The organism is Nonomuraea sp. NPDC054003, from assembly GCF_055585125.1.
Window position 1 is genome coordinate 13,818 of sequence record NZ_JBVJKR010000025.1, and the last position, 26,204, is coordinate 40,021.

Sequence of the window (26,204 nt, forward strand, 5' to 3'; positions counted from 1 at the left end):
GGCTGGATGAACGACGACCACGGCAGCATCTTCGACGGCCTGCTCGGCGGCGACTCCTCCCAGTGGGCCTTCGGCACCGACTTCGAGGACCCGCTGGCCGGCATCGACACCACCACGCCCGACGGTGTCGACCCCGCCGAGCTGGCCGCGTACTGTCTCATGCTCGGCGACGACGCGCTGATCATGTCGCAGCGCCTGTCGGAGTGGTGCAGCCGCGCCCCCGACCTCGAAGAGGACATCGCGCTGGCGAACATGGCCCTCGACCTTCTCGGGCAGGCGCGCCTGCTGCTGGCGCGGGCGGCCGCCGCGGACCCGCGCGTGGTGCCCGCCCTGCCGGAGGGGTCGCCGGTGCCGCCGGAGGACGCGCTCGCCTTCTTCCGCGACGACCGCGCCTTCCGCAACGTGCGCCTGGCCGAGGTGGCCAACGGGGACTTCGCGCACGTCGTCGTCCGCCTGCTGCTGTTCTCGACGGCCCGGCTCGCGCTGCTGGAGCGGCTGTGCGTCAGCCGCGACCACGTGCTCGCCGCCGTCGCGGCCAAGGGCGTCAAGGAGGTCGCCTACCACCGCGACTGGGCCGGGCGCTGGTTCGTCACGCTGGCACGCGGCACCGAGGAGTCGCGCCGCAGGCTCCTCGCCGCCCTCGACGCGCTGTGGCCGCTGCAGGCCGAACTGGTCGCCCCGCACCCGCTCGAACACTCCCTGGCGCTGGCCGGGGTCGGCGTCGATCCGGCGTCGCTGCGCGATCCGGTGGACGCCGTCCTCGGCCAGGTCCTCACCGCAGCCGGCCTCGACCGTCCAGAACGGGCACCCCTGGCCGGCGTCGGCGGCCGCACCGGCCGCGACGGCCTCCACACCGAGGCCCTCAGCCTCCTGCTCGCCGAGATGCAGGTGGTCGCCCGCGCCCACCCCATGGGGCGCTGGTGACCACCCGACGGCCCGCGACCGGGGGAACGGCGTCCGCGCGGCGGGCTGTCGAGGCGGCGGGCCGGGTGCGTGATCCCGAGATGCCGATGCTCACGCTCGCCGATCTCGGGGTGCTGCGGGATGTCGAGGTGGTGCGGGACGCGGAGGGCGGCGAGGTCGTGATCGCGTCCATCACGCCGACGTACACCGGCTGCCCGGCCATGGCGACCATGCGCGACGACCTCGTGCACCGGCTCAACGACGCCGGGTTCGCCCGCGTCGAGGTGCGGGTCGTGCTGGACCCGCCGTGGTCCAGCGACTGGATCTCCGAACGCGGCAGGGCGGCCCTGCGCGCGGCGGGGCTGTCCGCGCCCGGCCCCGCCCCCCGCCGCACCGGGCCGGTCCCGCTGACGCTCGGCCCGCCCCGCTCGGCCCCACCGTGCCCGCGCTGCGGGTCGGCGGCCACCCGGCTCACCTCCGAGTTCGGCGCCACCGCCTGCAAGGCCCTCTACAGCTGCACCGGCTGCCTCGAACCGTTCGAGCACGTCAAGGAGATCTGACCATGACCACGCTCGCGCCCGCGCCGTCCAGGGCCGCCGTCTTCCACCCGCTGACCGTGTCGGCGGTGGACCGGCTGTGCGAGGACGCCACCGCCATCACGTTCGCCGTCCCCGACGAGCTGCGCGCCGCGTACGCCTTCCGGGCCGGGCAGTCGCTCACGTTGCGCCGCGTCATCGACGGGCACGAGCACCGCCGCTCGTACTCGATCTGCGCCCCCGCCGGCGCCGCCCCGCGCATCGGCGTCCGCGAGATCCCCGGCGGCCTGTTCTCCTCCTGGCTCGTCCGCGAGGTGAGGCCGGGCACCGCCATCGAGGTCCAGCCGCCCACCGGCTCCTGGCGGGCCGACCCGGACCCGGGCGAGCGGCACCTGTGCGTCGCCGCCGGCTCCGGCATCACCCCGATGCTGTCGGTCGCCTCGACCGTGCTCACCCACCCGGGGGCCCACGTCTCGCTCCTGTACGGCAACCGCACCAGCCGCACCGTCATGTTCGCCGAGGAGCTCGGCGACCTGAAGAACCGCTACGGCCCCCGCCTCCAGGTCGTGCACACGTTCTCCCGCGAGCCGCGCGAGGTCGAGCTGCTGTCCGGGCGGCTCGACGGCGACCGGCTGCGCCGCCTGCTCACCGGTCTCGTCCCCGTCGAGGTGTTCGACCACGTCTGGTTGTGCGGGCCGCTGCGCATGATCGAGGAAGCGCGTCCGGTGCTCGCCGAGCTGGGCGTCCCCGCGGAACGCGTGCACGTCGAGTTGTTCTACGCCGACGCCCCGCCGCCCGCGCCGAGGCGGACCGGCGACGGGATCCCGTCCGGCGCGACCACCGAGCTGACCACCGTGCTCGACGGCCGCCGCACCACCTCGACCGTCTCCCGGGAGACGACCCTCCTGGACAGCGCCCAGGCCGCCCGCGGCGACCTGCCGTTCGCCTGCAAGGGCGGCGTCTGCGGCACGTGCCGCGCCGTCGTGCGCGCGGGCGAGGTGGACATGCGCCGCAACTACGCGCTCGAACCGTACGAGGTCGCGGCCGGATTCGTGCTGACCTGCCAGACGTTCCCGGCGGGCGAGCAGGTGACCGTCGACTACGACGCCTGAGCCCGTACGACGTCAGGTCTCGTGCTTCGCCAGCCCGTCGAAGGCGACGGTGGTGATCGCGTCGGCCACCATCACCGGGTCGTAGGCGCCGTCCGGCCGGTACCACTCGACCAGCGAGTTCACCATCCCGAACAGCAACCGGCTCACCAGCGCCGGCGGCACGTTGTCGCGCAGCGCGCCCTCCGCCACGGCTTCGGCGACGAGCGCGGCCAGCCGGTCGTCGAGCCAGCGCCGCCGTTCCAGCGCCGCCAGCTCGACCTCGCTGTTGCCGCGCACCCGCAGCAGCAGCGTCACGGACGGCTGGTGCGCCACCAGCACCTCCACGCTGCGCCGCACCACCTCGCGCAGCCGCTCGTAGGCGCCGACGCCGGCCCGCTCGCGCGACGCCTCGGTCACGACGGCGGTCAGCTCGTCGAGCGCGTCGTCGAGCGCCAGGCCGAGCAGCTGCTCCTTGCTCGTGACGTGGTGGTAGATGGCCGGCTTGGTCAGCCCCAGCTCCTTGGCCAGGTCGCCCATGCTGGTGGCGTCGTACCCCCGCCGGTTGAACAGGTCGATCGCGGCCCGGAGGATCGCCGGCTGGTCATAACCGGGACGGCCCCGCCGGCGGCGCGGGGCCGGTTCGGCCTGCTCGGTCGTGGACACCGATGCAGCATCTCACGCGGCGTCATCACCCCCGCACGCTGCCTCCGGCGGGGGTGATGGCAGGGAGATTCGTGCGTCCCGCACGGACGTCGCTTCGCGCGCCGCCCTGCCTGGAGGTCGCCTCAGGTTAGGCGGCCGCTCTGGCGGCCGAGGCCGCTGCGGCCCGGTCCGGGGTGACGCGGCGGCGGCGGACCGGGAGCCCGAACGTCGGGTTGGCGACGTTCCAGGCGGCGCCCTTGCAGACCACTTCCTTGTAGACGGCGGCGATCCGCCCGGTCAGAGCCGCCCGCCTCGCGCGGTCGTCGGCGGTGACGTACTGGATCAGACCCTCCTTGCGGCCCAGCGAGATGCACTGGTTGAAGTAGCGGAGCGGCGCGTTGGGGAGCTTCCCGCCGGTCAGCCCCGCCGCGATGGCGTCGGCCGCCTGCCATGCCATCGGCCCTCCCGAGGCGCACGACATCCGCAGCGGCTTGTCGCCGGCGCCGATCGCCATGGCCGCGTCGCCGACGGCGTACACGTCCGGGTGCGAGACCGAGCGCATCATCCCGTCGACCACGATCTGGCCGGTGCCGGTGACCTTCAGGGCGGTCGCCTTCGCGATCGGGTGGACGGCGAAGCCGGTCGTCCACACGGTGACCGCGGCCGGGATGTCCCTGCCGTCCGCGGTGGCCACGCGGTCGGCGTCCACGCGGGTCACGGCGGCGTGCTCGTACACGGTGATCCCCAGCTTGCCGAAGACCTTCCACAGGTGCGCACGGCCCTTGGGCGACAGCCAGTCTCCGAGGGCGCCGTCGGCGGCGAGGGCGACGTCGAGGTCCGGGCGGGACTCGGCGATCTCGGTCGCGGCCTCCAGACCGGTGAGGCCGCCGCCGACGACCACCACCCTCTCCCCGGCGCCGAGACGGGCCAGGCGCTCCCGCAGCCTGAGCGCCCCGGGACGGCCGGCGATCTCATAGGCGTGCTCGGCGGTCCCGGGGACGCCCTGTGAGTTCCAGCCGCTGCCGAGGGCGTAGACGAGCGTGTCGTACGCGAGCTGCGCGGCGCCCTTCGGGCCGGTGACGGTGACGGTCTTGCCGTCGACGTCGACGCCGGTGACGTTCGCGATCCTCACCTCGACGCCGGTGCCGGCGAACATCTCGCTGTACGGCCGGGGCTTGAGGTCCTGGCCCACCGCCAGCTGGTGCATGCGGATCCGCTCCACGAAGTCGGGCTCGGAGTTGACGAGAGTGATGGCGACGTCCTCGCGATGGAGCCGCCTGGCGAGCCGGCCGGCGGCGATGGCCCCGGAGTAGCCGGCGCCGAGGACGATGACGCGATGCTGCATTTCCTCGCTCCTGTCTTACGCGGATGTGCCCTTTGAACCGGACAGCCCGCCGTTTCCTGACAGGAACGCGGTGTGAAGCGCCTCACAGAATGGTGAACAGGGGTTCCCCGTGATCGGACGCGGCCCAGCGCACGGTCGCCCGTTCGAGCTTGTCGGGGTTGACCTGGTTGTAGAGCTCGGCGATGCCCTCGTCGGTGACCCTCAGGCACATGACGCCGACGACCCGGCCGTCGACGACGGCCACCACGGCGGGGCCGCCGTTGGCGGTCCAGGCGTAGACCTCGGGCGCGCCGCCGGTGAACGCGCGCTTGGCCGCGGCGGGCCTGACCAGCCCCCGGACGAACTTGGCGACCGCGACCGCGCCCTCGAACGGCTTGACCCGGGCCGGGACCTTCCCGCCGCCGTCGCCGACCGAGACGGCGTCCTCGGTGAGCAGGCGCACGAGCGGCTCGGTCTTGCCCGTGGCGGCGGCCGTCAGGAACTCCTCGATGATCCGCCGGGCGGCGGCCTCGTCGACCTCGGCGCGCGCCTTGCCGGCCGCGACGTGCTTCTTGGCGCGGTGGAAGGTCTGCTGGCTGGCGGCCTCGGAGATGTCGAGGATCTCGGCGATCTCCCGGTGCGGGAAGTCGAACGCCTCCCGCAGCACGTAGACCGCCCGCTCGCCGGGGGACAGGCGCTCCATGAGGGCGAGCACCGCGTACGAGACCGACTCGCGCTGCTCGGCGGTGTCGGCGGGGCCGAGCATCGGGTCGCCGGCGAGCAGCGGCTCGGGCAGCCATCGGCCCACATAGGTCTCGCGGCGCGCCCGCGCGGAGGTGAGCTGGTTGAGGCACAGGTTGGTGAGGACCTTCGTCAGCCACGCCTCCAGCACCTCGATGTGCTCGGCGTCGGCGGCCTGCCAGCGCAGGAACGTCTCCTGCACGGCGTCCTCGGCCTCACCGGCGGAGCCGAGAAGGCGGTAGGCGATGGCCTCCAGACGCGGCCTGGAGGCCTCGAACCGGTCGACGTCGCTCACCGTCAAGGCCATGGCCCTGATCCTAAGGCGTGCCCACGCCGCGCGACGAGGCAGGCGTCGCCGGTCCGGTGAGCCGGGCGGTCACGGGCGTTCGACCCGGGTGGGGTCGCCTCGGACGAGCTCGTCGTGGACGCGCCAGCGGGCGGTGGTGAGGTCGCGCGCCGCGGCCTCGTCGCCGCGCTCGATGCGTTCGCGCAGCAGGCGCATGGCGAGGCGGCGGTTGAGGCTGAACAGCCGCTCGGTGTCGACCACGACGACGAGACCCGTGGGCCGGTGGGTCGCGCGCACCGCGGTGCTCGCCTTGTTGCGGTGCTGCCCGCCGGGCCCGCCGGTGCGGCAGGCGACGACGTCGACGTCCGCTTCGGCGAACGTGGTGGACGGGGCCTCGACCTCGCACGGCTGGGCGATGACATACCAGTTCTTGCGGCCCGCGCGGGCCCGGTACGGGCTGGGGGCCTGCCAGCACAGGGTCCCGGTCCAGGAGGCGGCGAACGCCTCGGCGTCCGCTCCCGTGATCCGGACGACGACCGATCGGTACGTGCCGGGCCGGTCACCGGGCACGGCCTGGGCGCGATGGGTCTCCAGACGCCGCCGGGCGGCGTCGGCTTCCAGGCGGTGCAGGAGCCGGGCCAGCGCCCAGGCGCACTCCTGCGGGCCACGCCCGGCCGACAGGAGCAGGTGGACGCTCACGACCGGCCTCTCTTACGGCGCCGGTCCCTTCCGATGTCGGCCGTCTTGTAGGTGACCAGCGGGACCGTGGTGGCCACGGGCGTGGCCAGGCCGTGCTCCACGAGGTCGGCGATCACCTGCTCGATGCGCTTGTAGGCCGTCGGCGCCTCCTCGAAGAGCAGCTGCCGGTCGCCGCACACCACCAGCGACCCCACCGGGGTGCGGCGCAGCTCCTCGACCGTGTGCTTGGCCCGGCCCCGGCGCAGGGCGTCCGCCCGCGACATCTTGCGGCCCGCGCCGTGCGCCACGGAGTGGTTCGCGTCCGGCCCGGCGTGGGCGGCCACGAGGTAGGACGGGGTGCCGCGGGTGCCGGCGATGAGCACGTCACGGCCGTCGCCCGGCGCCGCCCCCTTGCGGTGCAGGTAGACCCCGTCGCGGACCACCACCAGGTTGTGGCACTGGTCGACGACCGGCTCGGCGGGCTCCGCGCCCAGGGCGTGCGCGACCCGGGCGGCCATCAGCCGCCGGTTGAGCGAGCCCCACCGTACGGCGTCGTCGTGCATCGCCAGGTAGGCGGCGGGATCGGGGGCTGGGCCGGCGCCGTGGACCTCGGTGTGCGCGCGCAGGATCCGTTCGCCCAGGCCGCGCGAGCCGCTGTGGACGACGAGCACCAGGTCGCCGGCGGCCAGCCCGAGCCGGCTCGCGTGGTCCGGCTCGAAGACGGTCCCGACGCGCGCCAGCTCGACGAAGTGGTTGCCCCGGCCGACCGTGCCGAGCCCTTCGACGTGACCGGCGGGGATGTCGCCCTCCACCACGTCCCACGCCGGGTCGTCGGCGTCCGGCGCGTGGTCGAGGTCGGGGAACCGGGCGGCGAGTCTGGCCGGGTCGGCGCGCCTGAGCCTGATGGGGAACACGGCGATGCCGCAGCCGATGTCGGAGCCCACCAGGAACGGGTACAGCGTGGCGGACGTCATGGCGGCGCCGATGGGGGCGCCCTTGCCCGGGTGCAGGTCCGGCATGGCGGCGACGTGGATCATGCCGTCGAGCGCGGCCACCTGGTGACACTGGTCCAGGGCGTCGGACTCGATCCAGCTCGTGGGGGAGGCGAACACGGCGACGGTGGCCGAGGTTTGCTGAGACAAGACGCTCTCTTCGCTGAACAGGATGGGGGATCAGGGGGCGTTGTCCGTCAAAGCATCATGGACACCACATTCCCGGACGATGATCACGCGAGGCAACCGGTTTTCGGCCGTACGGTCACCCGACGTCGATGTAGCCGGCCGGGGCGCTGATCGTCCGGGACCCGCCCCAGTCGTGGAAGCGGATGTCCACGGTCATGAAGAGACCGCTCACCGGTTCGGGCACCACCGAGCTCATCGGGCCGGACGCCTGGACGCGGCGGGGCAGCCCGTCGGCGCCGATCCACATCGACCAGGAGTGCTCCGCGTCGCCGGACAGGGCCGCCGGGACCACGCTCATGGGCAGGGAGAGAAGTCTCTTCCCGGCGGCCTGGTGGAGCCGATCGCCGGTGATGACACCGCTGTGCCGTACGGTCCCCGCCCCGTCCGGCGCCGCCGAGACGGACGCGGCGAGCAGCGCCTCGGCGACCCCGGGCCGGAGCACATCCACGAGGCAGCCGATGTAGGACGGCACGTCGCAGGTGACCTCGTCGACCACGAGGGGCATCCGTGACCAGGGCGGCCGGTCGTAGTAGACGTGGCCACCGGTCTGGATCGAGTGCAGGGACCGTGGCCCGTCGTGGGACGACTCCAGGACGAGGTCCGCACCGTCCGCTCCCGACGGGCTGAGCTTCAGCACGCCGCGCTGGCGGAAGGTGTGTCCAGCGGGCGCGTCGTCGGCCCGGACGGTGAGCTCGACGTCCACGCGTACGGTGGACCGCCGGGCGAACTCGTGGTCGAGCGCCGCCACGTCGGGGGACGGCGGAGCGCAGGCGGTGAGTGTCAGTACGGCGGCGAGCGCGACGAGGAATCTGGTCATCCCGTCATCTCCGGATTCTCCAGGGAAGTCCTACTCCGTTGGATGCGCCGGTACGTCACGGATCGATGCCGGATGGGACTCGCTCGGTTCTCATGGAGTTCTCAGGCGGAGTTTGTAGCACTTTCGCCTGAAATTTATGACGATGGGGCGATGGAGCACGTGCCGCAGGAGACGGGTGCGGCCGAGGCTCAGGGAACTCAGGGAGCCATGGCCGGTAGGGCTCGGTGGTTCGTCGTCGGGGGAGTGGCACTCGTCGTCGTGGCCGTGCTGGCGTACTGGCTGGGAAGCAGCGGCGGGAACGGCGAGGAGGCCGCGCCCGCGCCGAGCGCGACGCCGACCCCCAGCGCGACCCTCACGGTGCCCGAGGTCTTCGACAGGGTCGGGCCGTCGGTGGTGGTCATCCGCGCCGGGAAGTCGCTCGGCACCGGAGTGATCGCGGCCGAGGACGGCACGATCCTGACGGCGCACCACGTCGTCGAGGACGCGAAGGACGTCACCCTGACGTTCGCCGACGGCACCAGGGCGAAGGCCGCCGTCGTGTCGTCCGACCCCAAGCTCGACATCGCGATGCTCAAGCCCGCGAAGCTGCCGGAGATCGTCGTCCCGGCGACGCTCGGCGGCGCCGCGGCCGTGGGCGCGCCCGTCGTGGCGATCGGCAACCCGCTGGGCCTGGCCTACAGCGTCTCCACCGGCGTCGTGTCGGGCCTGAACCGCAGCACCGACAAGGGCGGCCTGAGAGGGCTCATCCAGTTCGACGCCTCCGTCAACCCGGGCAGCTCCGGCGGCCCCCTCCTGGACGCCCGCGGCCTGGTCATCGGCATCGTCGTCTCGATCGCCGACCCGGGAGGCGACGAGGCGTTCGCCGGCATCGCGTTCGCGGTGCCGATCGGCGCCGCCCTGGGCGGTGACGAAGGCGACGGCCCGCCGGGCGACGGACCCCAGATCTGACCGAAGGAATGCGATGACCTCTTCCCCCGACCCGGCCCACCCGCTCGAACAGGTGCTGTTCGAGGTCAAACGCACCATCGTCGGGCAGGACGTGCTGCTGGAGCGGATGGCCGTGGCGCTGGTCGCCGACGGGCACCTGCTCGTCGAGGGCGTGCCCGGCCTGGCCAAGACGCTCGCGGTGCGGTCGCTGGCCGCCGCGATCGCCGGAAGCTTCCAGCGCGTCCAGTTCACCCCCGACCTGGTGCCCGCCGACCTCGTGGGCACGCGGGTCTACCACCAGCACTCCGGCGAGTTCCGGACCGAGCTCGGCCCGGTGTTCGCGAACCTGCTGCTGGCCGACGAGATCAACCGCGCCCCGGCCAAGGTGCAGAGCGCCCTGCTGGAGGTGATGCAGGAGCACCAGGTGACGATCGGCCGCGAGACGTTCCGGGTGCCCGAGCCGTTCCTGGTCATGGCGACCGAGAACCCGATCGAGTCGGAGGGCACCTACCCGCTGCCCGAGGCGCAGGTAGACCGGTTCATGATGAAGGTGGTCGTCGACTATCCGACCCAGGCCGAGGAGCAGGCGATCGTCAGCCGGGCGCTGCGCCCGCCCCAGCCGCCGCAGCCCATGGTCACGGCCGAGGACCTGATGGCCATGCGCGCCCGCGCCCAGCAGGTCTACGTCGACCCGGCGATCGTCGACTACGCGGTACGGCTGGTCGCCGTGACGCGTTCCCCCGCGACGGCCGGGCTCGGCGAGCTGGAACCATACGTCACCCACGGGGCGAGCCCGCGGGCGTCCATCGCGCTGGTCACGGGCGCCCGCGCGCTGGCGTTCCTGCGCGGCCGCGACTACGTCCTGCCGCACGACCTGACCGAGCTCGCGCTCGACGTGCTCCGCCACCGCCTCGTGCTGTCCTACGAGGCGCTCGCGGACGACGTCGACGCCGACACGATCATCACCAGGGTGCTCGGGGCCGTCTGGACGCCCGACGTCGTCCTGCAGAACCGCTGATGGCCACCGCCCCCGAGAAGCTCCTGCTCCGCCTGGAGTGGAAGGTCGTCCGCAGGCTCGACGGCCGGCTCCAGGGCGCCCACCGCACCGCGCACCGCGGCTCCGGGATCGACTTCACCGGCCTGCGTCCGTACGGAGAAGGCGACGACGCCCGGCACATCGACTGGAACGTGACCGCGCGGCTGGACGAGCCGCACCTGCGGGTGTTCACCGAGGACCGCGAGCTGACGGTCTGGCTGGTGCTCGACCGGTCGGCGTCGATGGCGGCCGGCCGGCCGGGGCGCGGCAAGCACGACGTGCTGGCCGAGCTCGCGCTCGTCCTGGCCCGGCTGTTCGGCCGGGGCGGCAACCGCGTCGGCGCCCTGCTGTTCGACACCGGGGTGCTGCGCGTCGTGCCGCCCGGCACCTCCCGGCGGCACACGCTGCGGATCGGCGCCGAACTGGCCCGCACCGGCCAGGCCCGCGGCGGCGCCACCACCGACCTGGCGGAGATGCTCGACGCGGCCGGACGGCTGGCCCGCCGCCGCGCGCTCATCGTCGTGCTGTCGGACTTCATCGGCGACGGCGACTGGGAACGCTCGCTCCAGCGCCTGGCCCGGCGGCACGAGGTGGTCGCCCTGCGGATCGCGGACACCGCCGACGACGTGCTGCCGGAAGCCGGGCTGATCGTCGTTGAGGACGCCGAGACCGGCGAGCAACTCGTCGTCGACTCCGCCGACCCGCTGCTCCGGGTACGGTTCCGCCAGGCCGTCGACGACCGCGACGCCCGGCTCGCGGCGGGCATGCGCCGCGCCGGGGTGCCCGTCCACCGCGTCGACACCGACCGCGACCTGGCCGAGGCGCTCGTCGAGGTCGTCGCCCGCACCCGGGACCGGTCGCCATGACCCTGTCGTCGCCGCTGCTGCTGGCCGTCGGGCTGGTCGTCACCGTGGCGCTCGCCTGGGCGGCCGTCGTCTCGGCGCGCCGCCGGACGGCGGCGCTCGCCGCGGCCGGGGTCGTCGTGCGGGGCGGGCGCGGGACGTACCTGGGAGCCGGTCTGACGATCGCCGGCGTCGGGGTGCTCGCGATCGCCACCGCGGGACCGGCGGCCATGGTGCCGGTGCCGCGGACCGCGGGCACCGTCATCCTCGCCATCGACGTCTCCAACAGCATGAGCGCCGACGACGTCGCCCCCACCCGGCTGGCGGCCGCGCAGCGGGCGGCCCGCGCGTTCGTGGCGGCACAGCCCGACAGCGTCGACATCGGCGTGGTCGCGTTCGAACGGGGCGCCCTCACCACGGCGCGGCCCGACTCCGACCACTCCATCGCGCTCAAGGCCATCGAGCGGCTGAAGGTCACCGGCGGCACCTCGCTGGGAACGGCCATCACCGCCTCGCTCTCGGCGATCACCGGCAAGCAGGTGGCCGTCGGCCGCGACGGCGCCGCGCCCGACATCGGCTACTGGCCGTCGGCCACGGTCGTGATGTTCTCCGACGGCCAGAACCGGGGCGGCGACGTGGAACAGGCCGCGGCCGTGGCCCAGAAGGCGGGCGTCCACATCCACACCGTCGGGATCGGCACGACCGCCGGGGCGACGGTGAAGGTCGACGGCTTCCACCTGCAGAGCTCGCTCGAAGAGGAGACCCTCACCGCGATCGCGCGGACCACCGGCGGCGCCTACCACCCCGCCTCCGACGCCGCGCGGCTCGACGGCGTCGCCGACACGATCGACCTGCGGCTCACCGTCTCCGACGAGCCGCTGCCCCTCGCCGGCGGCCTGATCGGGCTCGCCCTCGCGCTGCTCACCGCAGGAGCGGCGCTCACCGTGCTCCGGTCTGGACGGGTGATCTGAATGACGTTGTCGTGGCCGTGGGCGCTCCTGTCAGTCATGGTCATCCCGCTGATCTTCGCCGTCCGCTGGTGGGCGCTGCGCCGCCGCCGGCGCGCCGCCGTGCGGGTGACCTCGATCGCGCTCGTGCGCACCGCACTGCCCGGCCGCACCCGCTGGACGCGCAAGATCCCCCCGGCGCTGCTCGTGGCCGGGCTCGTGCTGCTGGTCGTCGGGGCGGCGCGGCCACAGGCGTCGGTGCCGGTGCCTCAGACGTCGGCGACGATCCTGCTCGCGCTCGACACCTCCGGCTCCATGTGCTCCACGGACGTCGACCCCAACCGCATCACCGCCGCGAGGAAAGCCGCGGCGGAGTTCATCGAGTCGCAGCGCGGCGGCCCGCGCATCGGCCTGGTCACCTTCGCCGGCACCGCGGGCCTGCTCGTCCCGCCCACCGACGACACCGACGCGCTGATCGAGGCGCTGGACGGACTCACCGTGGGCCGCGGCACCGCCATCGGGCAGGCCGTGCTCACCTCGATCGACGCGATCGCCGAGGTCGACCCGTCGGTCGCCCCCACCGGGGCCGACCCGGGCGGTGCCGGGGAAGGCTACGCCGGCGCCGCGATCGTCGTCCTCACCGACGGCGCCAACACCCAGGGCGTCGACCCCGAGACCGCCGCCAGGGAAGCGGCCCTGCGCCGCGTCCGCGTCTTCCCCATCGGCTTCGGCACCACGAACCCGGCCCCGATGGTCTGCGACAACTCGCAGTTCGACGGCAGAGGCTGGGGCGGCGGCTGGGGCGGCCGGGGCGGATTCGACAGGGGCGGCCGGAACGTCCGCATGCTCGACGAGCCCGCGCTCAAGGAGATCGCCGAGACCACCGGCGGCGCCTACCACCGCGCCGAGAACGCCGACCAGCTCCAGAGCGCCCTCGACGCCCTCCCCGGCACCTTCACCGTCGTCCGTCAGCGGGTCGACACGGCCGCCGCCTTCGCCGCCGGCGGCGCCGTCCTCATCACCGCCGCCCTGTCCCTCTCCCTCTGGTGGAACCGCCCCCGGACTCCGGCCCGCTGACGGGCCGTCCGTGAACTCCCACACCAAGGCCGGGAGATCGTAAAACGCCGTTTCCGGCAAGGGACATGTGGAAGATCTCGGTCACCCCTCCCCGGATGACTGTGCGGCGTCGAAGGCGAGGGCCCTTGATCTCGGTGGTGCTGGCTCTGCTGGCCGCGGCCTCCAACGCCGCTGCCTCCAACCTCCAGCGTCAGGCGGCGCTGTCCCTGCCCCAGCAGGAGGAGTTCGGGCCGCGGCAGGTCCTGGCGCTGGTCCGGCGTCCGGTCTGGCTGGCCGGGATCGCCGCGCTCATCGGCGGCTTCGTCTTCCAGGCCGCGGCGCTGGCGACCGGACCCCTGGCGCTGGTCCAGCCGGTCCTCGTCACGGAGCTGCCGTTCACGCTGGTCCTGATCCCGCTGATCCTGGGCGGACACGTGGGGCGGCGGCCGTGGCTCGCGGTCGCGGCCATGACCGGCGGGCTGGCGATCTTCCTGCTGAGCGCGGCGCCCAGCGTCGGCCACGACCGTCCCAGCACGGAGGTGTGGGCCCTGGCGGCGACCGCGACGGTCGGGGCGATCTTCGGACTCTGCGCGGTCGCGTACCTCTTCGGCGGCCGTGGCCGGCCCGCGCTGTTCGGGGTGGCGACGGGCTTCGGGTTCGCCTTCACCGCCGCGCTCATCAAGGAGAGCACCATGATCCTGGAGAGTGCTCCGGGGTCTCTGGTGACCTCGTGGCAGCCGTACGCGATGGTGGTCGCGGGGCTGTGCAGCCTGTTCCTCCTGCAGCTCACGTTCCGGAGCGGGCCGCTGGTGGTCGCGCAGCCGGCGCTGACCATCAGCGACCCTGTCGCCGGCATCCTGTACGGCACCCTGATGTTCGGGGAGGACGTCCGCTCGGGGCCGTGGATCGTCCTTGAGGCGGCCGGCATCGGCGTGATCTTCCTCGGCACCGTGATGCTCGCGAGAACGCCCTTGCTCAAGGACTCGCCGTCAACGTAGCAGCACCGCCTCGGCCGGCGCGGCGTCGAAGAGGGCCGAGGCCCGGGCGAGCAGGCGGTCGCGTCGGCGCGCGTCCCGCAACTGATCGAGCGCGCGTACGAGAGACGCGGCGTCGGGCGCGTGCACCGTCACCTCCGCGCGGGCCATGGCGAGCGCGCCGTCGAGCCCGTGTCCCGGGATGGGCCGGTAGGAGATGACGGGCAGGCCCGCGGCGAAGGCCTCCTCGCAGGTCAGCCCCGCGCCGTTGTCGACCAGGGCGTAGGCCGCCGACATGAGCGCGGGCATGTCCTCCTGCCAGCCGAGGGCCAGCACTCCGTGGGCGCCGGCGAGGCGGCGGCGCAGCCCGGCGTCGCGCCCGCACAGGATGACCGGCACGTACCGGCCGGAACGCGCCACGATCCGGGCGGTCTCCGCGACGTGCCCCACTCCCCACGATCCCGAGGAGATGAGCACCAGCCGGTCGCCGGGCGCGGCGCCGATGCGGGCCCGGACGTCGCCGGCCGCCGGCCGCGTACGGTCGAGGAACGCCGGCCGGACGACCGGGGCGTGCACGGACGCGGGCCGGCCCGTCAGCGCGGCGATGCGCGGGATCGTCGCCGGGTTCGGGCACAGATACCGGTCGTTGCCCGGATGCAGCCACAGCCGGTGCACGGCGAAGTCGGTCACGAGCACGGTGCTCGTCGCCGGAAGCCGGCCACGCCGCCGCAGCGTCCCGGTCACCTGGGCCGCGACATGGAAGGTCGAGATCACCTCGTCCGGCGGGCGGTGCGAGACCAGGCGCAGCAGCCGCACCCCGGCGAGCGCCGTCAAGGGGGAGACCGAGGGGGCGCGTTTGGCCGCGAAGAATACCCGGTAGATGACCTCGTACAGCCACGGAGCACGCCTGATCATCCAGCGGTACGACCCGCGCAACAGGCGGCCCAGGCGGAGGGGGAGCAGATGAAGCACGTCGACGACCTGCACGTCGGCGCCCAGGGAAGTCAGGCGGCGGGCCAGTTCCGCCGCCACGGCGTCGTGCCCTGCGCCCATGGCGGCGCTGATGATCAGCAGACGCCTGCCCTCGGCGCTCATCGTCCGGCCCGCGGGGGGACGCAATGATCAAGCGGGCCGCGCTGCCGCTGGCGCTGGCGGGGCTGGCGTTCGTCCACGTCGGTCCTGGCGCCACCTGGCTGGCCACGGCGCGGCGCCGGCTGCCCCGGCTGGCGGGCGCGGGCCGCGACGACCATGTCGCGCTGACCTTCGACGACGGTCCCGATCCGCGTTCCACGCCGTTCTTCCTGGACGAGCTCGGCCGGCTCGGCTGCCGGGCCACGTTCTTCGTCCTCGGGGAGATGCTCGAACGCCATCCTGAGGTGGGGCGACGGATCGTGGCCGAGGGGCACGAGATGGCGGTGCACGGCTGGCGGCACACCAACGCCCTCGTCACCCGTCCGGGAGCGGTCACCTCGGAGATGGGCCGGACAGCCGATCTCGTCCGGTCGTTCACCGGGGTCCGGCCCGTCTGGTACCGGCCGCCGTACGGGGTGCTCAGCGCCGAGGCGCTGGTCGCGACCCGGCTGCACCGGCTCCGCCCGGTGCTGTGCACCGTGTCGGGCCAGGACTGGACGGCTTCGGCCACGCCGGAGTCCGTCATGGCGCGACTGCGCCCGGGGCTGGGGGGCGGCGCGACCGTCGTGCTGCACGACACCGATCACACGTCCGCCGCCGGCTGCTGGCGTTCGGCGCTCGGCGCGCTGCCCGAGGTGGTCGGCCATTGCCGCCGGGCGGGGCTGCGGGTCGGGCCGCTGCGCGACCACGAGGTCGGCAGCGGGCGCGGTGCCGTGCGGATGTCGTGACAGGCAGGACACAGCGGCCCTCCTCGATATAAGTGCGGATATTGTGTGTCCGGTGCCTGGAACGGCGAAACCGGAGTTTCCCAGATTTTGATTGACCGGGGCTTCTCCGTGGACTTCCGCTGAAAAAGTAAAACGGGGATCGTGGCCGCTTAATAAGTGCCCGGACAAGTTACTTCGGCTCGTTTTGGGCAGCGCACGGCGGGCATTCGTTGGCAATGGCGTCGCGCGGGACCGGTACGTACGATTTCATGTCGAAAGCCGGCCAGGAGAATTTTCCAGTAGCACTGAGAATGCTGCCGGTCCATTACCGGAACCATTTGGCAGCCGTGTACGGGTTCGCGCGTTTCGTCGATGACCTGGGCGACGAGGGGGAGCCGGGCGACCGGTTGGGGCTGCTCGACGACGTCGAGACGGACCTGGACCGCCTCTACGGGGGATCCGGACCGCGCCTGCCGGTGGTCCGCGCGCTCACCCGGACGGTGGAGAGCTGCGCGGTTCCGGCCGAGCCCTTCCGCCGGCTGCTGGAGGCCAACCGGCGCGACCAGACGGTCACCCGGTATGACACCTTCGACGACCTTCTCGGTTACTGCGAGCTGTCGGCGAACCCCGTGGGGCACATCGTCCTGCACGTGTTCGCCTCGGCCGATCCGCCGCGGCTGGCCTGGTCCGATCGCGTCTGCTCCGCGTTGCAGATCCTCGAACACTGCCAGGACGTCGGCGAGGACCACGCGCGCGGCCGGATCTACCTGCCCGCGCAGGATCTGCGCCGGTTCGGCTGCGCCGAGGCCGACCTGTCCTCCCGCACCACTCCGGGGAGGCTGCGCCGCGTCGTGGCCCTGCAGACCGTGCGAGCCGCCGAGATGCTGCGCGAGGGACGCCCGCTCGTCGCCTCGCTGTCCGGATACGCCCGGCCGGCGGTCGCCGGATACGTCGCCGGCGGCCTGGCCACCGTCGCCGCGCTCGACCGGGCGGGCCATGACGTCCTGGGCCGCGCCGTCCGCCCGCGTCGCGGCCGCCTGCTGGCCGCCTGGCTCCGCATTCTCACTACCTGGAGGTGAAGAACCGGATGACCCTGTCCCACGCATACCGGCTCTGCGAACAGATTGTCCGCACCCGGGCGAGGAACTTCTCCTACGGCATCCGGTTGCTTCCCGAGCCGAAGCGCCAGGCGCTCAGCGCGGTGTACGCCCTCGCCCGCCGCATCGACGACATCGGCGACACGGAGGGTCCCAGCGAGCAGCGGCTCACAGGGCTGTCGGAGGTACGCGACGCCCTCCGCCGCATCGGCCCGGGCGAGACGAACCTCGTCCTGCTCGCCCTGGACGACGCGGCCCGCCGCTATCCCATCCCCCTGCCGGCCTTCGACGAGCTGATCGACGGCTGCGCGGCGGATGTGCGCGGCACCACGTACCAGAGCTTCGACGAGCTGCTGGGCTACTGCCGGTGCGTCGCCGGATCCGTCGGGCGGCTGTCACTCGGCGTCTTCGGCGCGGACGACCACCGGAAGGCCGAGCCCCTGGCCGACGCCCTGGGGGTCGCGCTGCAGCTCACGAACATCCTGCGCGACGTGCGCGAGGACCGGCTCTCCGGACGCGTCTACCTGCCGTCGAAGGACCTCGAACGCTTCGGCTGCACCCTGGACCTCGACGCCCGGGGCAGGTTCACCGACCCGCCGGACCGGCTCGCCGCGCTCGTCCGGCACGAGGCGGCCCGCGCCCGTGACTGGTACGAGGAAGGGGCCCGGCTGGTGAGGCTGCTCGACCGCCGCAGCGCCGCCTGCACGATGGCGATGGCCGGCATCTACCGGTCCCTGCTGGACCGGATCGCCGCCGACCCGCTCCGGGCGCTGGCCGCGCGGTCGTCGCTGCCCACCTGGCGCAAGACGGCCATCGCGGTCCGCGCGGTGGCCGGACCCCGCCGATGAGCGGCTCACCGGCGGCGCCGGTCGCGATCGTGGGGGGCGGGCTGGCGGGCATCGCCGCCGCCGTCGCCCTGGGCGAGGCCGGTCACGCGGTGACGCTGTACGAGGCGCGTCCCAGGCTGGGGGGCGCCACGCACTCGTTCGAACGTCACGGGATGGCCGTGGACAACGGGCAGCACGTGTTCCTGCGATGCTGCACCGCCTACATGGGCCTGCTCGACCGGATGGGCGTCTCGGACAAGGTCCGGCTGCAGAAGCGGTTCGACGTCCGCGTCCTCACGCCCGGGGGCCGCGGCGGGCGGCTGCGCCGGACCGCGCTTCCCGGCCCTCTGCACATGCTTCCCGCGCTGGCGACGTACTCCCTCCTCGGTCCGGCCGACCGGTTGCGCGCCGTACGGGGCGCGCTGGCGCTGGCCCGGCTGGACCCCGCCGACCCCGCGCTCGACCGGATCACCTTGCAGTGCTGGCTGGAGTCGCACGGTCAGCCCGAGCCCGTCCGCGAGGCCCTCTGGGACCTCCTCGCGAAGGCCGCCCTGAACGTCGGCGCCGAGCAGGCGGCGCTCGGGCCCGCCGTGAAGGTGTTCAGGACCGCCCTGCTCGGCAGGTCCGACGCCGCCGACATCGGCGTCCCCGACGCGCCGCTCGGCGAGCTGCACGGCACCGCCGCGCACGACGCCATCAAGCGGCGCGGCGGAGAGGTGCGGCTGTCCGCGAAGGTGACGGGGATCGCCGAAGGGCCGGCGGTCGTCGTGGACGGCGCCCTGGTGCCGGCGGCCGCGGTGATCGTGGCCGTGCCGCACGGGCAGGCCGCCAGGATCGTGCCCGCCGGGGCGGCGCCCGGCCGGGACGCCTGGCGTGAGCTGGGCGCGAGCCCGATCGTCAACGTGCACGCCGTGTACGACCGGACGGTCACCGAACTGCCGTCGGCCGCCGCCGTGGGCTCGCCGGTGCAGTGGGTCTTCGACAAGACCGGAGTGGCGGGGCTGAACGAGGGCCAGTACCTCACGGTCTCGGTGTCGGCCGCGCAGCGGTGGATCGACCTGCCCACGTCGGAGATCCGGGCGGAGTTCGTCCCCGCGCTCGAACGGCTGTTCCCCGCGGCCCGGCAGGCCCGGCTCACCGACTTCTTCGTCACCAGGGAGCGCCACGCCACCTTCTTCCAGGGGCCGGGCAGCGGTGCGCGCCGGCCTCACGCCCGGACCCGGTGGCCGGGGCTGTACCTCGCCGGCGCGTGGACCGACACGGGCTGGCCCGACACGATGGAGGGCGCCGTGCGCAGCGGACTTCACGCCGCCGGCCTGGTCCGGCGGCAGCTCGTCACGACAGGTCGCCGGTCATGAGCACGGCCGACACGCTCCGGTCCACGAGGCGGGCCCTCGACGCCGCCCGCGACCACCTGATCGGGCTCCGGTCACCGCAGGGCTGGTGGAAGGGCGAACTGCAGACCAACGTCACCATGGACGCCGAGGACCTGCTGCTCCGGGAGTTCCTGGGCATCCGGGCCAAGGACGACACGGCCGAGGCGGCCCACTGGATCCGGTCCGAACAGCGGGCGGACGGCACCTGGGCCACCTTCCACGGCGGCCCGCCCGACCTCTCCACCACGGTCGAGGCATACACCGCGCTCCGGCTCGCCGGCGACCCCGTCGAGGCGGCCCACATGCGCGCCGCCCGCTCGTTCGTACGGGAATCCGGCGGGATCGAGTCGGCGCGCGTCTTCACCCGGATCTGGCTGGCCATGTTCGGGCAGTGGCCCTGGGAGCGGCTGCCCGTCCTGCCGCCCGAGCTGATGTTCCTGCCGTCGTGGTTCCCGCTGAACGTCTACGACTGGGCCTGCTGGGCACGGCAGACGATCGTCCCGCTCACGATCGTCAGCGCGCGCCGGCCCGTCCGCCCGCTCCCGTTCGACCTGGCCGAGCTCCGCACCGGCCGTCCCGTGCCGAGGCGGGGCGGGCTGGGCTGGGACGGGTTCTTCCACGGCCTGGACCGGCTGCTGGTCCGCTACGAACGACGGCCCGTACGAGGGCTGCGCGAGGCGGCGATCAGGCGGGCCGCCGAGTGGATCGTGGCGCGGCAGGAGGCCGACGGCTCCTGGGGAGGCATCCAGCCGCCCTGGGTGTACTCGCTCATCGCGCTCAACCTGTCCGGCTACGACCTGGACCATCCGATCATGCGGCGCGGGCTCCGGGGCCTCGACCGGTTCACCATCCGGGACGAGCGGGGCCGCAGGCTCGAAGCGTGCCAGTCCCCGGTATGGGACACCGCGCTCGCCGTCAACGCGCTGCTCGACGCCGGTGTCTCCCACGACCATCCGGCCGTCGCCGAGGCCGTCGACTGGCTGCTGGAGGAAGAGATCAGAGGGCCGGGCGACTGGGCGGTGCGGCGGCCCCGGCTGGCGCCGGGCGGCTGGGCGTTCGAGTTCGACAACGACCTCTATCCCGACATCGACGACACGGCCGAGGTGGTCCTCGCCCTGGGCCGGACGGGCCGGCCGGACGCGCGACCGGCCATCGGCCGCGCCGTGCGGTGGATGACCGGCATGGCCTCCCGTGACGGAGGCTTCGCGGCCTTCGACGCCGACAACACCAGGACGCTCTGTACGAAACTGCCGTTCTGCGACTTCGGGGCCGTGATCGACCCGCCGTCGGCCGACGTGACCGCGCACGTCGTCGAGGCGCTGGCGCAGGAGTCCGCGCCCGGCTCGCCGGAGCTGCGCCGGGCCGTGCTCTGGCTGCTCAAGGCGCAGGAGCCGGACGGGTCGTGGTTCGGCCGCTGGGGGGCCAACCACGTCTACGGGACCGGCGCCGTGGTGCCCGCCCTGGTCGCGGCCGGCGTACGTCGCGACGCGGCATGCGTCCGCCGGGCGGTCGCATGGCTGGAGTCCCACCGGAACCAGGACGGCGGCTGGGGCGAGGACCTGCGCTCCTACACCGACCCGGCGTGGATCGGACGCGGCGCCTCCACGCCCTCGCAGACGGCGTGGGCGCTGATGGCCTTGCTCGCCGCCGGGGAGCGGTCGCCCGTGGTGGACGCGGGCGTGCGCTGGCTGGTCGAGCACCAGCGCCCCGACGGCACCTGGGACGAACCGCACTTCACCGGGACGGGATTCCCGGGCGACTTCTCCATCAACTACCACCTGTACCGGCTCGTCTTTCCCGTCAACGCCCTCGGGCGCTACCTGCGGGCCTGCGGGCAGGTGCCATGACGGCCCTGCTGATCTGCACCGCCCTGGGCATGGAGGCACGAGCCGTCAGGCGGGGCCTTTCCCGCTCCCCGGTGCGCGTCCGGCTGCGCCGGACAGGGCTCGGGCCACGCCGGGCCGCGCGCGTCGCGGCCATCCTGCCGGAGTTCGACGCGCTGGCCGTGACGGGCTTCGCGGGCTCGCTCGTCCCCGGCCTGCGGGCGGGGGACGTCCTGGTGGCCGAGGAGATCCGTTACGGCGACCGGGTTCTCGCCTGCCCGTCGGCGCCGCTGCTCGCCGGGGAGCTGGCGCGCGCCGGTCTGCGCGCCCGGACCGGCTCGTTGCTGACCGTGGACCACGTGGTGACCGGAGCCCGCGGGCGCGAACTCGCCGAGCGGGGCGCGCACGCCGTCGACATGGAGACGGGCCCGCTGGCCCGCGCGGCCGCCGGCCGGCCGGTGGCGGCCGTCCGGGTCGTCGTCGACACGCCCGCCGCCCCGCTGCTGAGCCCGGCCACCGTGCGCAACGCGCTCACGGCCCGCCGCGTGCTGCGCCGCGTCGGCCCGGCCCTCACCCGCTGGGCCGCGGCGACCGCGCCCCGGACGGTGCTCCGCGCGTCACCGGACCTCGACGGCGCCGCGAGCCGGGCCGACCTCGTCCTCGTCATCGGGCCCACCGGCTCCCCGGAAACCAGGAACCTGGTGGAGTCCGCCACCCGGCACGCACCGGCCCGGCTCGTCGAGGCGCCGGAGCACATCGAGCTCGCCTGGCTCCGCGGCGCCCGCACCGTCGTCCTCACCGCCGGCGCCTCCACCTCGCCTTCGCTCGTCGACACCGCCGAGAACGCGCTCCGCGGGCTCGGCCCCGTGACGACCGACGAATCCATCAGCTTCACCCTGCCGAAGGACGCCCAGCCATGACGATCCCGATCCGCCAGAGTCTGCGTGTCGCCGGCTACATCCTGAGCAACAAGCTCCGGCGACGCTCGAAGTTCCCGCTGCTGGTCGAGCTGGAACCGCTGTTCGCCTGCAACCTCTCCTGCGCCGGCTGCGGCAAGATCCAGCACCCGGCCGACGTGCTCCGCCGCAGGATGCCCGTCGAGCAGGCCGTCGCGGCGATCGAGGAGAGCGGCGCCCCGATGGTGTCCATCGCCGGCGGGGAACCGCTCATGCATCCGCAGATCGCGGAGATGGTCCGGGAGCTGATCGCACGCAAGAGGTACGTCTACCTCTGCACCAACGCGCTGCTCATCCCCAAGAAGATCGACCAGTTCGAGCCGTCCAGGTACTTCGCCTGGACCGTCCACATCGACGGCCTGAGAGAGCGTCACGACGCGGCCGTGTGCAAGGAAGGCGTGTTCGACGAGGCGGTCGCCGCCGTCCGCGAATGCCAGCGGCGGGGTTTCCGCGTCACCACGAACACCACCTTCTTCAGCACCGACAGCCCGCGGACGGTCATCGAGGTGCTCAACTACCTCAACGACGACCTGGCCGTGGACCAGATGATGATCTCTCCCGCGTACGCCTACGAGAAGGCGCCGGACCAGGACCACTTCCTCGGCGTCTCGGAGATCCGCGACCTGTTCCGCCAGGCCTTCGCCGACGGCAACCGCCGCAGGTGGCGATTCAACCACTCGCCGCTCTTCCTCGACTTCCTCGAAGGGCGCGTCGACTTCCCGTGCACGGCGTGGGCGATCCCGTCGTACTCGCTGTACGGATGGCAGCGGCCGTGCTACCTCATGGCCGACGGATACGCCCGCACCTACCGTGAGCTGGTCGAGGAGACCGACTGGGACGCCTACGGCCGGGGTCGCGACGACAGGTGCGCCAACTGCATGGCCCACTGCGGATACGAGCCCACCGCGATCTTCGCCACGCTGGGCTCTCTCCAGCAGTCGCTCCGCGCGGTACGCGACCACTGACCGTCAGCCCGTGCGCCGGGCCAGCCGGTGGAACGCGCCGGGCGCGGCGCCGCGCAGCCGCGCCGGGAGCCGTAGCCAGCCCGGCACGTAGCACTCGGACCTGCCGCGCCGGATCGCCGTCACGATGCCGCGCGCCACCCGCTCCGGCGGGATCGGCCGGGGCCACCGGCGGTCGTACGGGACGCCGCGCCGGTCGAAGAAGGGCGTGGCGACCACGCCAGGGAACACCACCGACACCCCGATGCCGGGGAACTCCGACAACTCGTCCCGCAGCGCCTCGGCGAAGACGACCAGCCCGGCCTTGGCGGCCGAGTAGACCGCCTCACCCGCCACCCCGACGGCGCCGGCGATCGAGGAGACGAAGACGACGTGTCCCCGGCGCTCCTCGATCATCCCGGGCAGCAGCAGCCGCGCCAGCTCCATCGGCGCCGTCAGGTTGACCGCCACCAGCTCGTTCACGTCCCGGAGCGGCATCCCGGCGAAGGCCCCCGCCCATCCCGCTCCGGCGTTGCAGACCAGGACGTCGACGGGGGCGGCCTGCTCCGCGAGCGCGGGGGCGTCCGTCGTGACGTCGCCGACGACGGCCCGCCCGCCGGTTTCGGCCGCGACCGCGTGCAACCGCTGCCGGTCACGTCCGGCCAGGACCAGCCGCGACCCGGCGGCGGCCATCGCCCGCGCGGTCGCCGCGCCGACGCCCGAGGAAGCACCGGTGATCAGGACACGGGCCCCGTCGATCCTCATGGCATCCGACGCTAGTGCGCGTCGCGTTCTCGAACTGGGAGGACGCTCCGCAGGCGCGGGAATCGCGGCGTGACGACCGTACCCACGATTGCGAGAGAGCGGCGGGACGAGCCGGGCGGGACCCACTTCTAGGGATTTCCCTAGGCCGCACCCTAGGGGGGTCGCTGCCGCAAGGAACGTAGTGTTCAAGCGGCAGTGATCGATCACATCTCCCCCTCCCGATGGGCTGATCCCTGCCTGGAAACCGCGGCCCCCGTCATCTATCGCACACCCCGTCCGGGTGGAGAGGTGCGGACATGCTGAGAAGTGATGACCGCCGCGCCGGACAGGGCGGCGCCGGGTGAGCGCCTTCACCGATGCGCTGATGCTGAAACTCCACGCCACCGGCGGCGTACAGGATCTGCTGTTCCCTCCTGGCCAGCAGGGCGTCTCCAGGGTCCGGCAACTGGTCGGCACGCTGTACGGGCTGCCGGCCTCCAGCGTGCACGAGGTCCTGGAGGTCGAGGTGCTCGGGGCCCGGTTCCAGCGGCCGCTGTTCAGGCCGCGGCTGCTCACCGGCACCTGGACCCGTACGTCGCCCGACCACGCGCGCACCGACGTCCGGTACGAGGGCCGCGAAGCCGGAACGCCGCCCGAGTGGATCGATCTTTCGGCCGCTCTCGCCGTCACCCTCGTGCTGGAGCTCGACCGAGGGGCGATCGAGTCGATCACGTTCGCCGACATCGGGGAGTTCACCACCCTCGCCGAGTTCGAGGCGAAGTTCCATTACTTCGACCTGGCCGGCTACATGGCGCGGCACCGCCTTGAGACCGTCGACGAGCTCAGGAGGGCCTACCGCCACCTGCTCGGAGAGATCAAGCAGGCGGACCCGCCGCCGTTCGACCCCGGCGACCCCGCCAACCAGCGAAGGGTGCGGCTGGAGCTGGCCCTGCTCATGCGGGACGTCGTCGACGTCACCGAGGCGCTCCGCTCCGCCTCGCTCGTGCGCGACCTCGCCGAGCGGGATCTCGCCTACGCCCGCGACCTGGGTGATCTGGAGGTCCTCGCCCCGCTCGCCCCGGTGCTGGTCTTCCCCGCGGACGCCGTGGCCGCGAGCGGATTCGCCGAGGCCGACCTGACGGCGTTCTTCGCCGGTCAGGACATTCTCGCGATCACGGTGCCGCCGTAGGTCCCGCGCCCGGACGCCCGAAAGCTCGTCGAAAGCCAGGAAGGAGATCCACGCATGACCCGGTCCAGGAAACGAGACCCCGACTCCGAGGCCGACGCCGCCGAGCCGGAGGCGCCCGCCGCCGCCGAGGCGGAGGTCTCCGTCACCGAGCCGGAGGTTCCCCGGCCGATGACGGCCGCGCAGCGGCAGGCCCTGCGCCGCAAGCTCCAGGAGAAGTTCCACTGACGGTGCTGTCCGCGGGAAAGCGAAGGGAAATGTGATGGCCGTCCGGTACGTCAACGTCAGGTCCAACGTGGACATGTTCTCCCCGGTCGTACGCGCGACGGGGAATATCGCCGTCATCGGCACCGCCCCGTCGGGGACCGACGACCAGCCGGTGGCGGTGGCCGATCCGTCGGCCGCCACGAAGCTGTTCGGTCCTGCGACGGTGCCTGACCCGACCGAGACCCAGCCGAACCGGGTCAAGCTCAACTCCTTGCTGACGGCGGCGCTGACGACGCTGTTCGGCCAGAGCCCCGGCCCCGGCCAGGTGTGGGCCGTCAAGGCGGCGGGCGACGCGGTCAAGCCGCTGTCCGATCCCGGGGCGGCGCTCGCCGCGGTCGAGGAGCTGGACGTCCAGTTCGTGGTCATCGCCGGGACCCCGCTCGACGACGCGTCCGGCGCGGACAACGGCGCGATCGGAAAGCTGGCCCAGCACGTCACGCGCGTCTCGGACACCGGCGGAGAGGGCAAGGAGCGGATGGGCGTCGCCATGCTGGCCAAGGGCGTGTCCGACGCGACGCTGGTCACGGGCAAGGGGAAGCTCGTGAGCGACCGCATGGTGTACGTCGCCCACAAGAGCGACGACGACGCGGCGGCGGCGGTGGCGGGCACGATCGCCGGTTATCCGCCGCACATCTCGATGCTGCTCAAGCAGGTGGCCATCACCAGCGCGCCGTTCAGCGCGACCGAGATCGACGCGATCAACTCGAGCGAGGAGTTCGGCAACCCGCCGAAGGGCAACGGGATCAACTGGCTGGTCGATCCCGTGCTCATCCCCGGCGGAGGGGTCTACCTCGGCGAGGGGTACACCGGCAATCCGGGCGGCATGAAGTTCATCGACGTGCGGCGGACGGTCGACGACATCTCCTTCAGGCTCAAGGCCCGCCTGATCAGGGCCATCGGCACTCTGCGCATCAGCCGTACCGGGCTGCGAGCGCTCGTGGCGCAGATGGAGGCCGTCCTGGATCCGGCGGTGCGCGACGAGGTCATCGACGGCTACGCGATCGACATCCCGGTGCTCGCCCTGCTGGACGCCGACCCGGCGGCGCTCACCGACGCCCAGCTCCAGGCCATCCAGAACGCCCAGGCCGACAGGGTCACCCAGATCCTCGTGTCGATCGACTACGCCGGGGCGATCCACCGCATCGCACTGACCCTCAATTTCGTCTAG

General features: G+C 73.2%; 27 protein-coding genes. 19 read left to right on the top strand and 8 right to left on the bottom strand.

Annotated elements, in window-relative coordinates:
- The first annotated feature begins 6 nt into the window (after positions 1-6).
- The 3 genes from paaC to paaE are packed head-to-tail and all read left to right on the top strand — an operon-like array spanning position 7 to position 2,551.
- Entirely contained in the window at positions 7-924 is a 918-nt protein-coding gene (paaC, locus tag ACZ6YG_RS41925; RefSeq protein ID WP_466021007.1) for a 1,2-phenylacetyl-CoA epoxidase subunit PaaC, read from the top strand.
- Entirely contained in the window at positions 918-1,463 is a 546-nt protein-coding gene (paaD, locus tag ACZ6YG_RS41930) for a 1,2-phenylacetyl-CoA epoxidase subunit PaaD (protein WP_466021055.1), read from the top strand. The genes paaC and paaD overlap by 7 nt, the downstream gene beginning before the upstream one ends.
- A 2-nt stretch (positions 1,464-1,465) precedes the next feature.
- On the top strand, positions 1,466-2,551 hold the full coding sequence (paaE, locus tag ACZ6YG_RS41935; RefSeq protein ID WP_466021008.1) for a 1,2-phenylacetyl-CoA epoxidase subunit PaaE: 1,086 nt from the start codon (positions 1,466-1,468) through the stop codon (positions 2,549-2,551).
- Between the two features lie 12 nt (positions 2,552-2,563).
- Here the strand turns inward: paaE and ACZ6YG_RS41940 are convergent, their stop codons facing one another.
- The 6 genes from ACZ6YG_RS41940 to ACZ6YG_RS41965 all read right to left on the bottom strand — a co-directional run bounded on the left by ACZ6YG_RS41940 (position 2,564) and on the right by ACZ6YG_RS41965 (position 8,199).
- A complete protein-coding gene (locus ACZ6YG_RS41940) occupies positions 2,564-3,193 on the bottom strand; it encodes a TetR/AcrR family transcriptional regulator (RefSeq protein ID WP_466021009.1) in 630 nt (209 codons plus the stop codon).
- A gap of 127 nt (positions 3,194-3,320) precedes the next feature.
- Positions 3,321-4,517 (bottom strand): NAD(P)/FAD-dependent oxidoreductase, encoded by a 1,197-nt coding sequence (locus tag ACZ6YG_RS41945; RefSeq protein ID WP_466021010.1) that lies wholly within the window; start codon positions 4,515-4,517, stop codon positions 3,321-3,323.
- 82 nt (positions 4,518-4,599) lie between these two features.
- A complete protein-coding gene (locus ACZ6YG_RS41950; RefSeq protein WP_466021011.1) occupies positions 4,600-5,544 on the bottom strand; it encodes an RNA polymerase sigma-70 factor in 945 nt (314 codons plus the stop codon).
- Between the two features lie 69 nt (positions 5,545-5,613).
- The gene (gene prfH, locus ACZ6YG_RS41955; RefSeq protein WP_271278266.1) at positions 5,614-6,222 is read right to left on the bottom strand and encodes a peptide chain release factor H; all 609 of its coding nucleotides are present in this window, start codon (positions 6,220-6,222) and stop codon (positions 5,614-5,616) included.
- Positions 6,219-7,343, bottom strand: coding sequence for an RNA ligase RtcB family protein (locus tag ACZ6YG_RS41960; RefSeq protein WP_466021012.1), 1,125 nt, complete (start codon positions 7,341-7,343; stop codon positions 6,219-6,221). Before ACZ6YG_RS41960 ends, prfH begins: the two co-directional genes overlap by 4 nt.
- Positions 7,344-7,458: 115 nt before the next feature.
- Positions 7,459-8,199: a hypothetical protein gene (locus ACZ6YG_RS41965; RefSeq protein ID WP_466021013.1), complete on the bottom strand. Its 741-nt coding sequence runs from the start codon at positions 8,197-8,199 to the stop codon at positions 7,459-7,461.
- A gap of 207 nt (positions 8,200-8,406) precedes the next feature.
- On the opposite strand from ACZ6YG_RS41965, the gene ACZ6YG_RS41970 reads away from it, so the two are divergent.
- The 6 genes from ACZ6YG_RS41970 (at position 8,407) to ACZ6YG_RS41995 (ending at position 14,005) form a co-directional block, all read left to right on the top strand.
- Positions 8,407-9,147 carry a S1C family serine protease gene (locus ACZ6YG_RS41970; RefSeq protein WP_271278263.1) on the top strand — a complete coding sequence of 247 codons (741 nt, stop codon included), beginning with the start codon at positions 8,407-8,409 and terminating at the stop codon, positions 9,145-9,147.
- 13 nt (positions 9,148-9,160) lie between these two features.
- Positions 9,161-10,144, top strand: a complete 984-nt coding sequence (locus ACZ6YG_RS41975; RefSeq protein ID WP_246640192.1) for an AAA family ATPase — start codon at positions 9,161-9,163, stop codon at positions 10,142-10,144.
- On the top strand, positions 10,144-11,028 hold the full coding sequence (locus ACZ6YG_RS41980; protein WP_271278262.1) for a DUF58 domain-containing protein: 885 nt from the start codon (positions 10,144-10,146) through the stop codon (positions 11,026-11,028). The genes ACZ6YG_RS41975 and ACZ6YG_RS41980 overlap by 1 nt, the downstream gene beginning before the upstream one ends.
- Positions 11,025-11,975: a VWA domain-containing protein gene (locus ACZ6YG_RS41985; protein ID WP_466021014.1), complete on the top strand. Its 951-nt coding sequence runs from the start codon at positions 11,025-11,027 to the stop codon at positions 11,973-11,975. Before ACZ6YG_RS41980 ends, ACZ6YG_RS41985 begins: the two co-directional genes overlap by 4 nt.
- A complete protein-coding gene (locus ACZ6YG_RS41990; protein WP_466021015.1) occupies positions 11,976-13,028 on the top strand; it encodes a vWA domain-containing protein in 1,053 nt (350 codons plus the stop codon).
- 134 nt (positions 13,029-13,162) lie between these two features.
- Positions 13,163-14,005 carry a DMT family transporter gene (locus ACZ6YG_RS41995; protein ID WP_364233723.1) on the top strand — a complete coding sequence of 281 codons (843 nt, stop codon included), beginning with the start codon at positions 13,163-13,165 and terminating at the stop codon, positions 14,003-14,005.
- Here the strand turns inward: ACZ6YG_RS41995 and ACZ6YG_RS42000 are convergent.
- Positions 13,997-15,076, bottom strand: a complete 1,080-nt coding sequence (locus ACZ6YG_RS42000) for an MGDG synthase family glycosyltransferase (RefSeq protein WP_466021016.1) — start codon at positions 15,074-15,076, stop codon at positions 13,997-13,999. The two genes, ACZ6YG_RS41995 and ACZ6YG_RS42000, sit on opposite strands and share 9 nt — an antisense overlap.
- A gap of 23 nt (positions 15,077-15,099) precedes the next feature.
- On the opposite strand from ACZ6YG_RS42000, the gene ACZ6YG_RS42005 reads away from it, so the two are divergent.
- The 7 genes from ACZ6YG_RS42005 (at position 15,100) to hpnH (ending at position 22,863) form a co-directional block, all read left to right on the top strand.
- Positions 15,100-15,840, top strand: a complete 741-nt coding sequence (locus tag ACZ6YG_RS42005) for a polysaccharide deacetylase family protein (RefSeq protein ID WP_364233422.1) — start codon at positions 15,100-15,102, stop codon at positions 15,838-15,840.
- Positions 15,841-16,088: 248 nt separating this feature from the next.
- The gene (gene hpnC, locus ACZ6YG_RS42010; protein ID WP_466021017.1) at positions 16,089-16,898 is read left to right on the top strand and encodes a squalene synthase HpnC; all 810 of its coding nucleotides are present in this window, start codon (positions 16,089-16,091) and stop codon (positions 16,896-16,898) included.
- Between the two features lie 8 nt (positions 16,899-16,906).
- On the top strand, positions 16,907-17,764 hold the full coding sequence (gene hpnD / locus ACZ6YG_RS42015) for a presqualene diphosphate synthase HpnD (RefSeq protein WP_466021018.1): 858 nt from the start codon (positions 16,907-16,909) through the stop codon (positions 17,762-17,764).
- Entirely contained in the window at positions 17,761-19,101 is a 1,341-nt protein-coding gene (hpnE, locus tag ACZ6YG_RS42020) for a hydroxysqualene dehydroxylase HpnE (protein ID WP_466021019.1), read from the top strand. The genes hpnD and hpnE overlap by 4 nt, the downstream gene beginning before the upstream one ends.
- Positions 19,098-20,966, top strand: a complete 1,869-nt coding sequence (shc, locus tag ACZ6YG_RS42025; RefSeq protein ID WP_466021020.1) for a squalene--hopene cyclase — start codon at positions 19,098-19,100, stop codon at positions 20,964-20,966. Before hpnE ends, shc begins: the two co-directional genes overlap by 4 nt.
- Positions 20,963-21,862, top strand: coding sequence for a phosphorylase family protein (locus ACZ6YG_RS42030; RefSeq protein ID WP_466021021.1), 900 nt, complete (start codon positions 20,963-20,965; stop codon positions 21,860-21,862). Before shc ends, ACZ6YG_RS42030 begins: the two co-directional genes overlap by 4 nt.
- The gene (gene hpnH, locus ACZ6YG_RS42035) at positions 21,859-22,863 is read left to right on the top strand and encodes an adenosyl-hopene transferase HpnH (RefSeq protein WP_271278252.1); all 1,005 of its coding nucleotides are present in this window, start codon (positions 21,859-21,861) and stop codon (positions 22,861-22,863) included. The genes ACZ6YG_RS42030 and hpnH overlap by 4 nt, the downstream gene beginning before the upstream one ends.
- A gap of 3 nt (positions 22,864-22,866) precedes the next feature.
- Here the strand turns inward: hpnH and ACZ6YG_RS42040 are convergent, their stop codons facing one another.
- A complete protein-coding gene (locus ACZ6YG_RS42040) occupies positions 22,867-23,604 on the bottom strand; it encodes an SDR family NAD(P)-dependent oxidoreductase (RefSeq protein ID WP_466021022.1) in 738 nt (245 codons plus the stop codon).
- Positions 23,605-23,968: 364 nt separating this feature from the next.
- Between ACZ6YG_RS42040 and ACZ6YG_RS42045 the strand changes: the two genes are divergently transcribed.
- Genes ACZ6YG_RS42045 through ACZ6YG_RS42055 form a run of 3 tightly spaced genes read left to right on the top strand, consistent with a single transcriptional unit; the run spans position 23,969 to position 26,204 of the window.
- Complete coding sequence (locus tag ACZ6YG_RS42045) at positions 23,969-24,772, top strand: hypothetical protein (RefSeq protein ID WP_466021023.1); 804 nt, start codon at positions 23,969-23,971, stop codon at positions 24,770-24,772.
- 54 nt (positions 24,773-24,826) lie between these two features.
- The gene (locus tag ACZ6YG_RS42050; RefSeq protein WP_271278249.1) at positions 24,827-24,997 is read left to right on the top strand and encodes a hypothetical protein; all 171 of its coding nucleotides are present in this window, start codon (positions 24,827-24,829) and stop codon (positions 24,995-24,997) included.
- A gap of 34 nt (positions 24,998-25,031) precedes the next feature.
- Positions 25,032-26,204, top strand: a complete 1,173-nt coding sequence (locus ACZ6YG_RS42055) for a hypothetical protein (protein WP_466021024.1) — start codon at positions 25,032-25,034, stop codon at positions 26,202-26,204.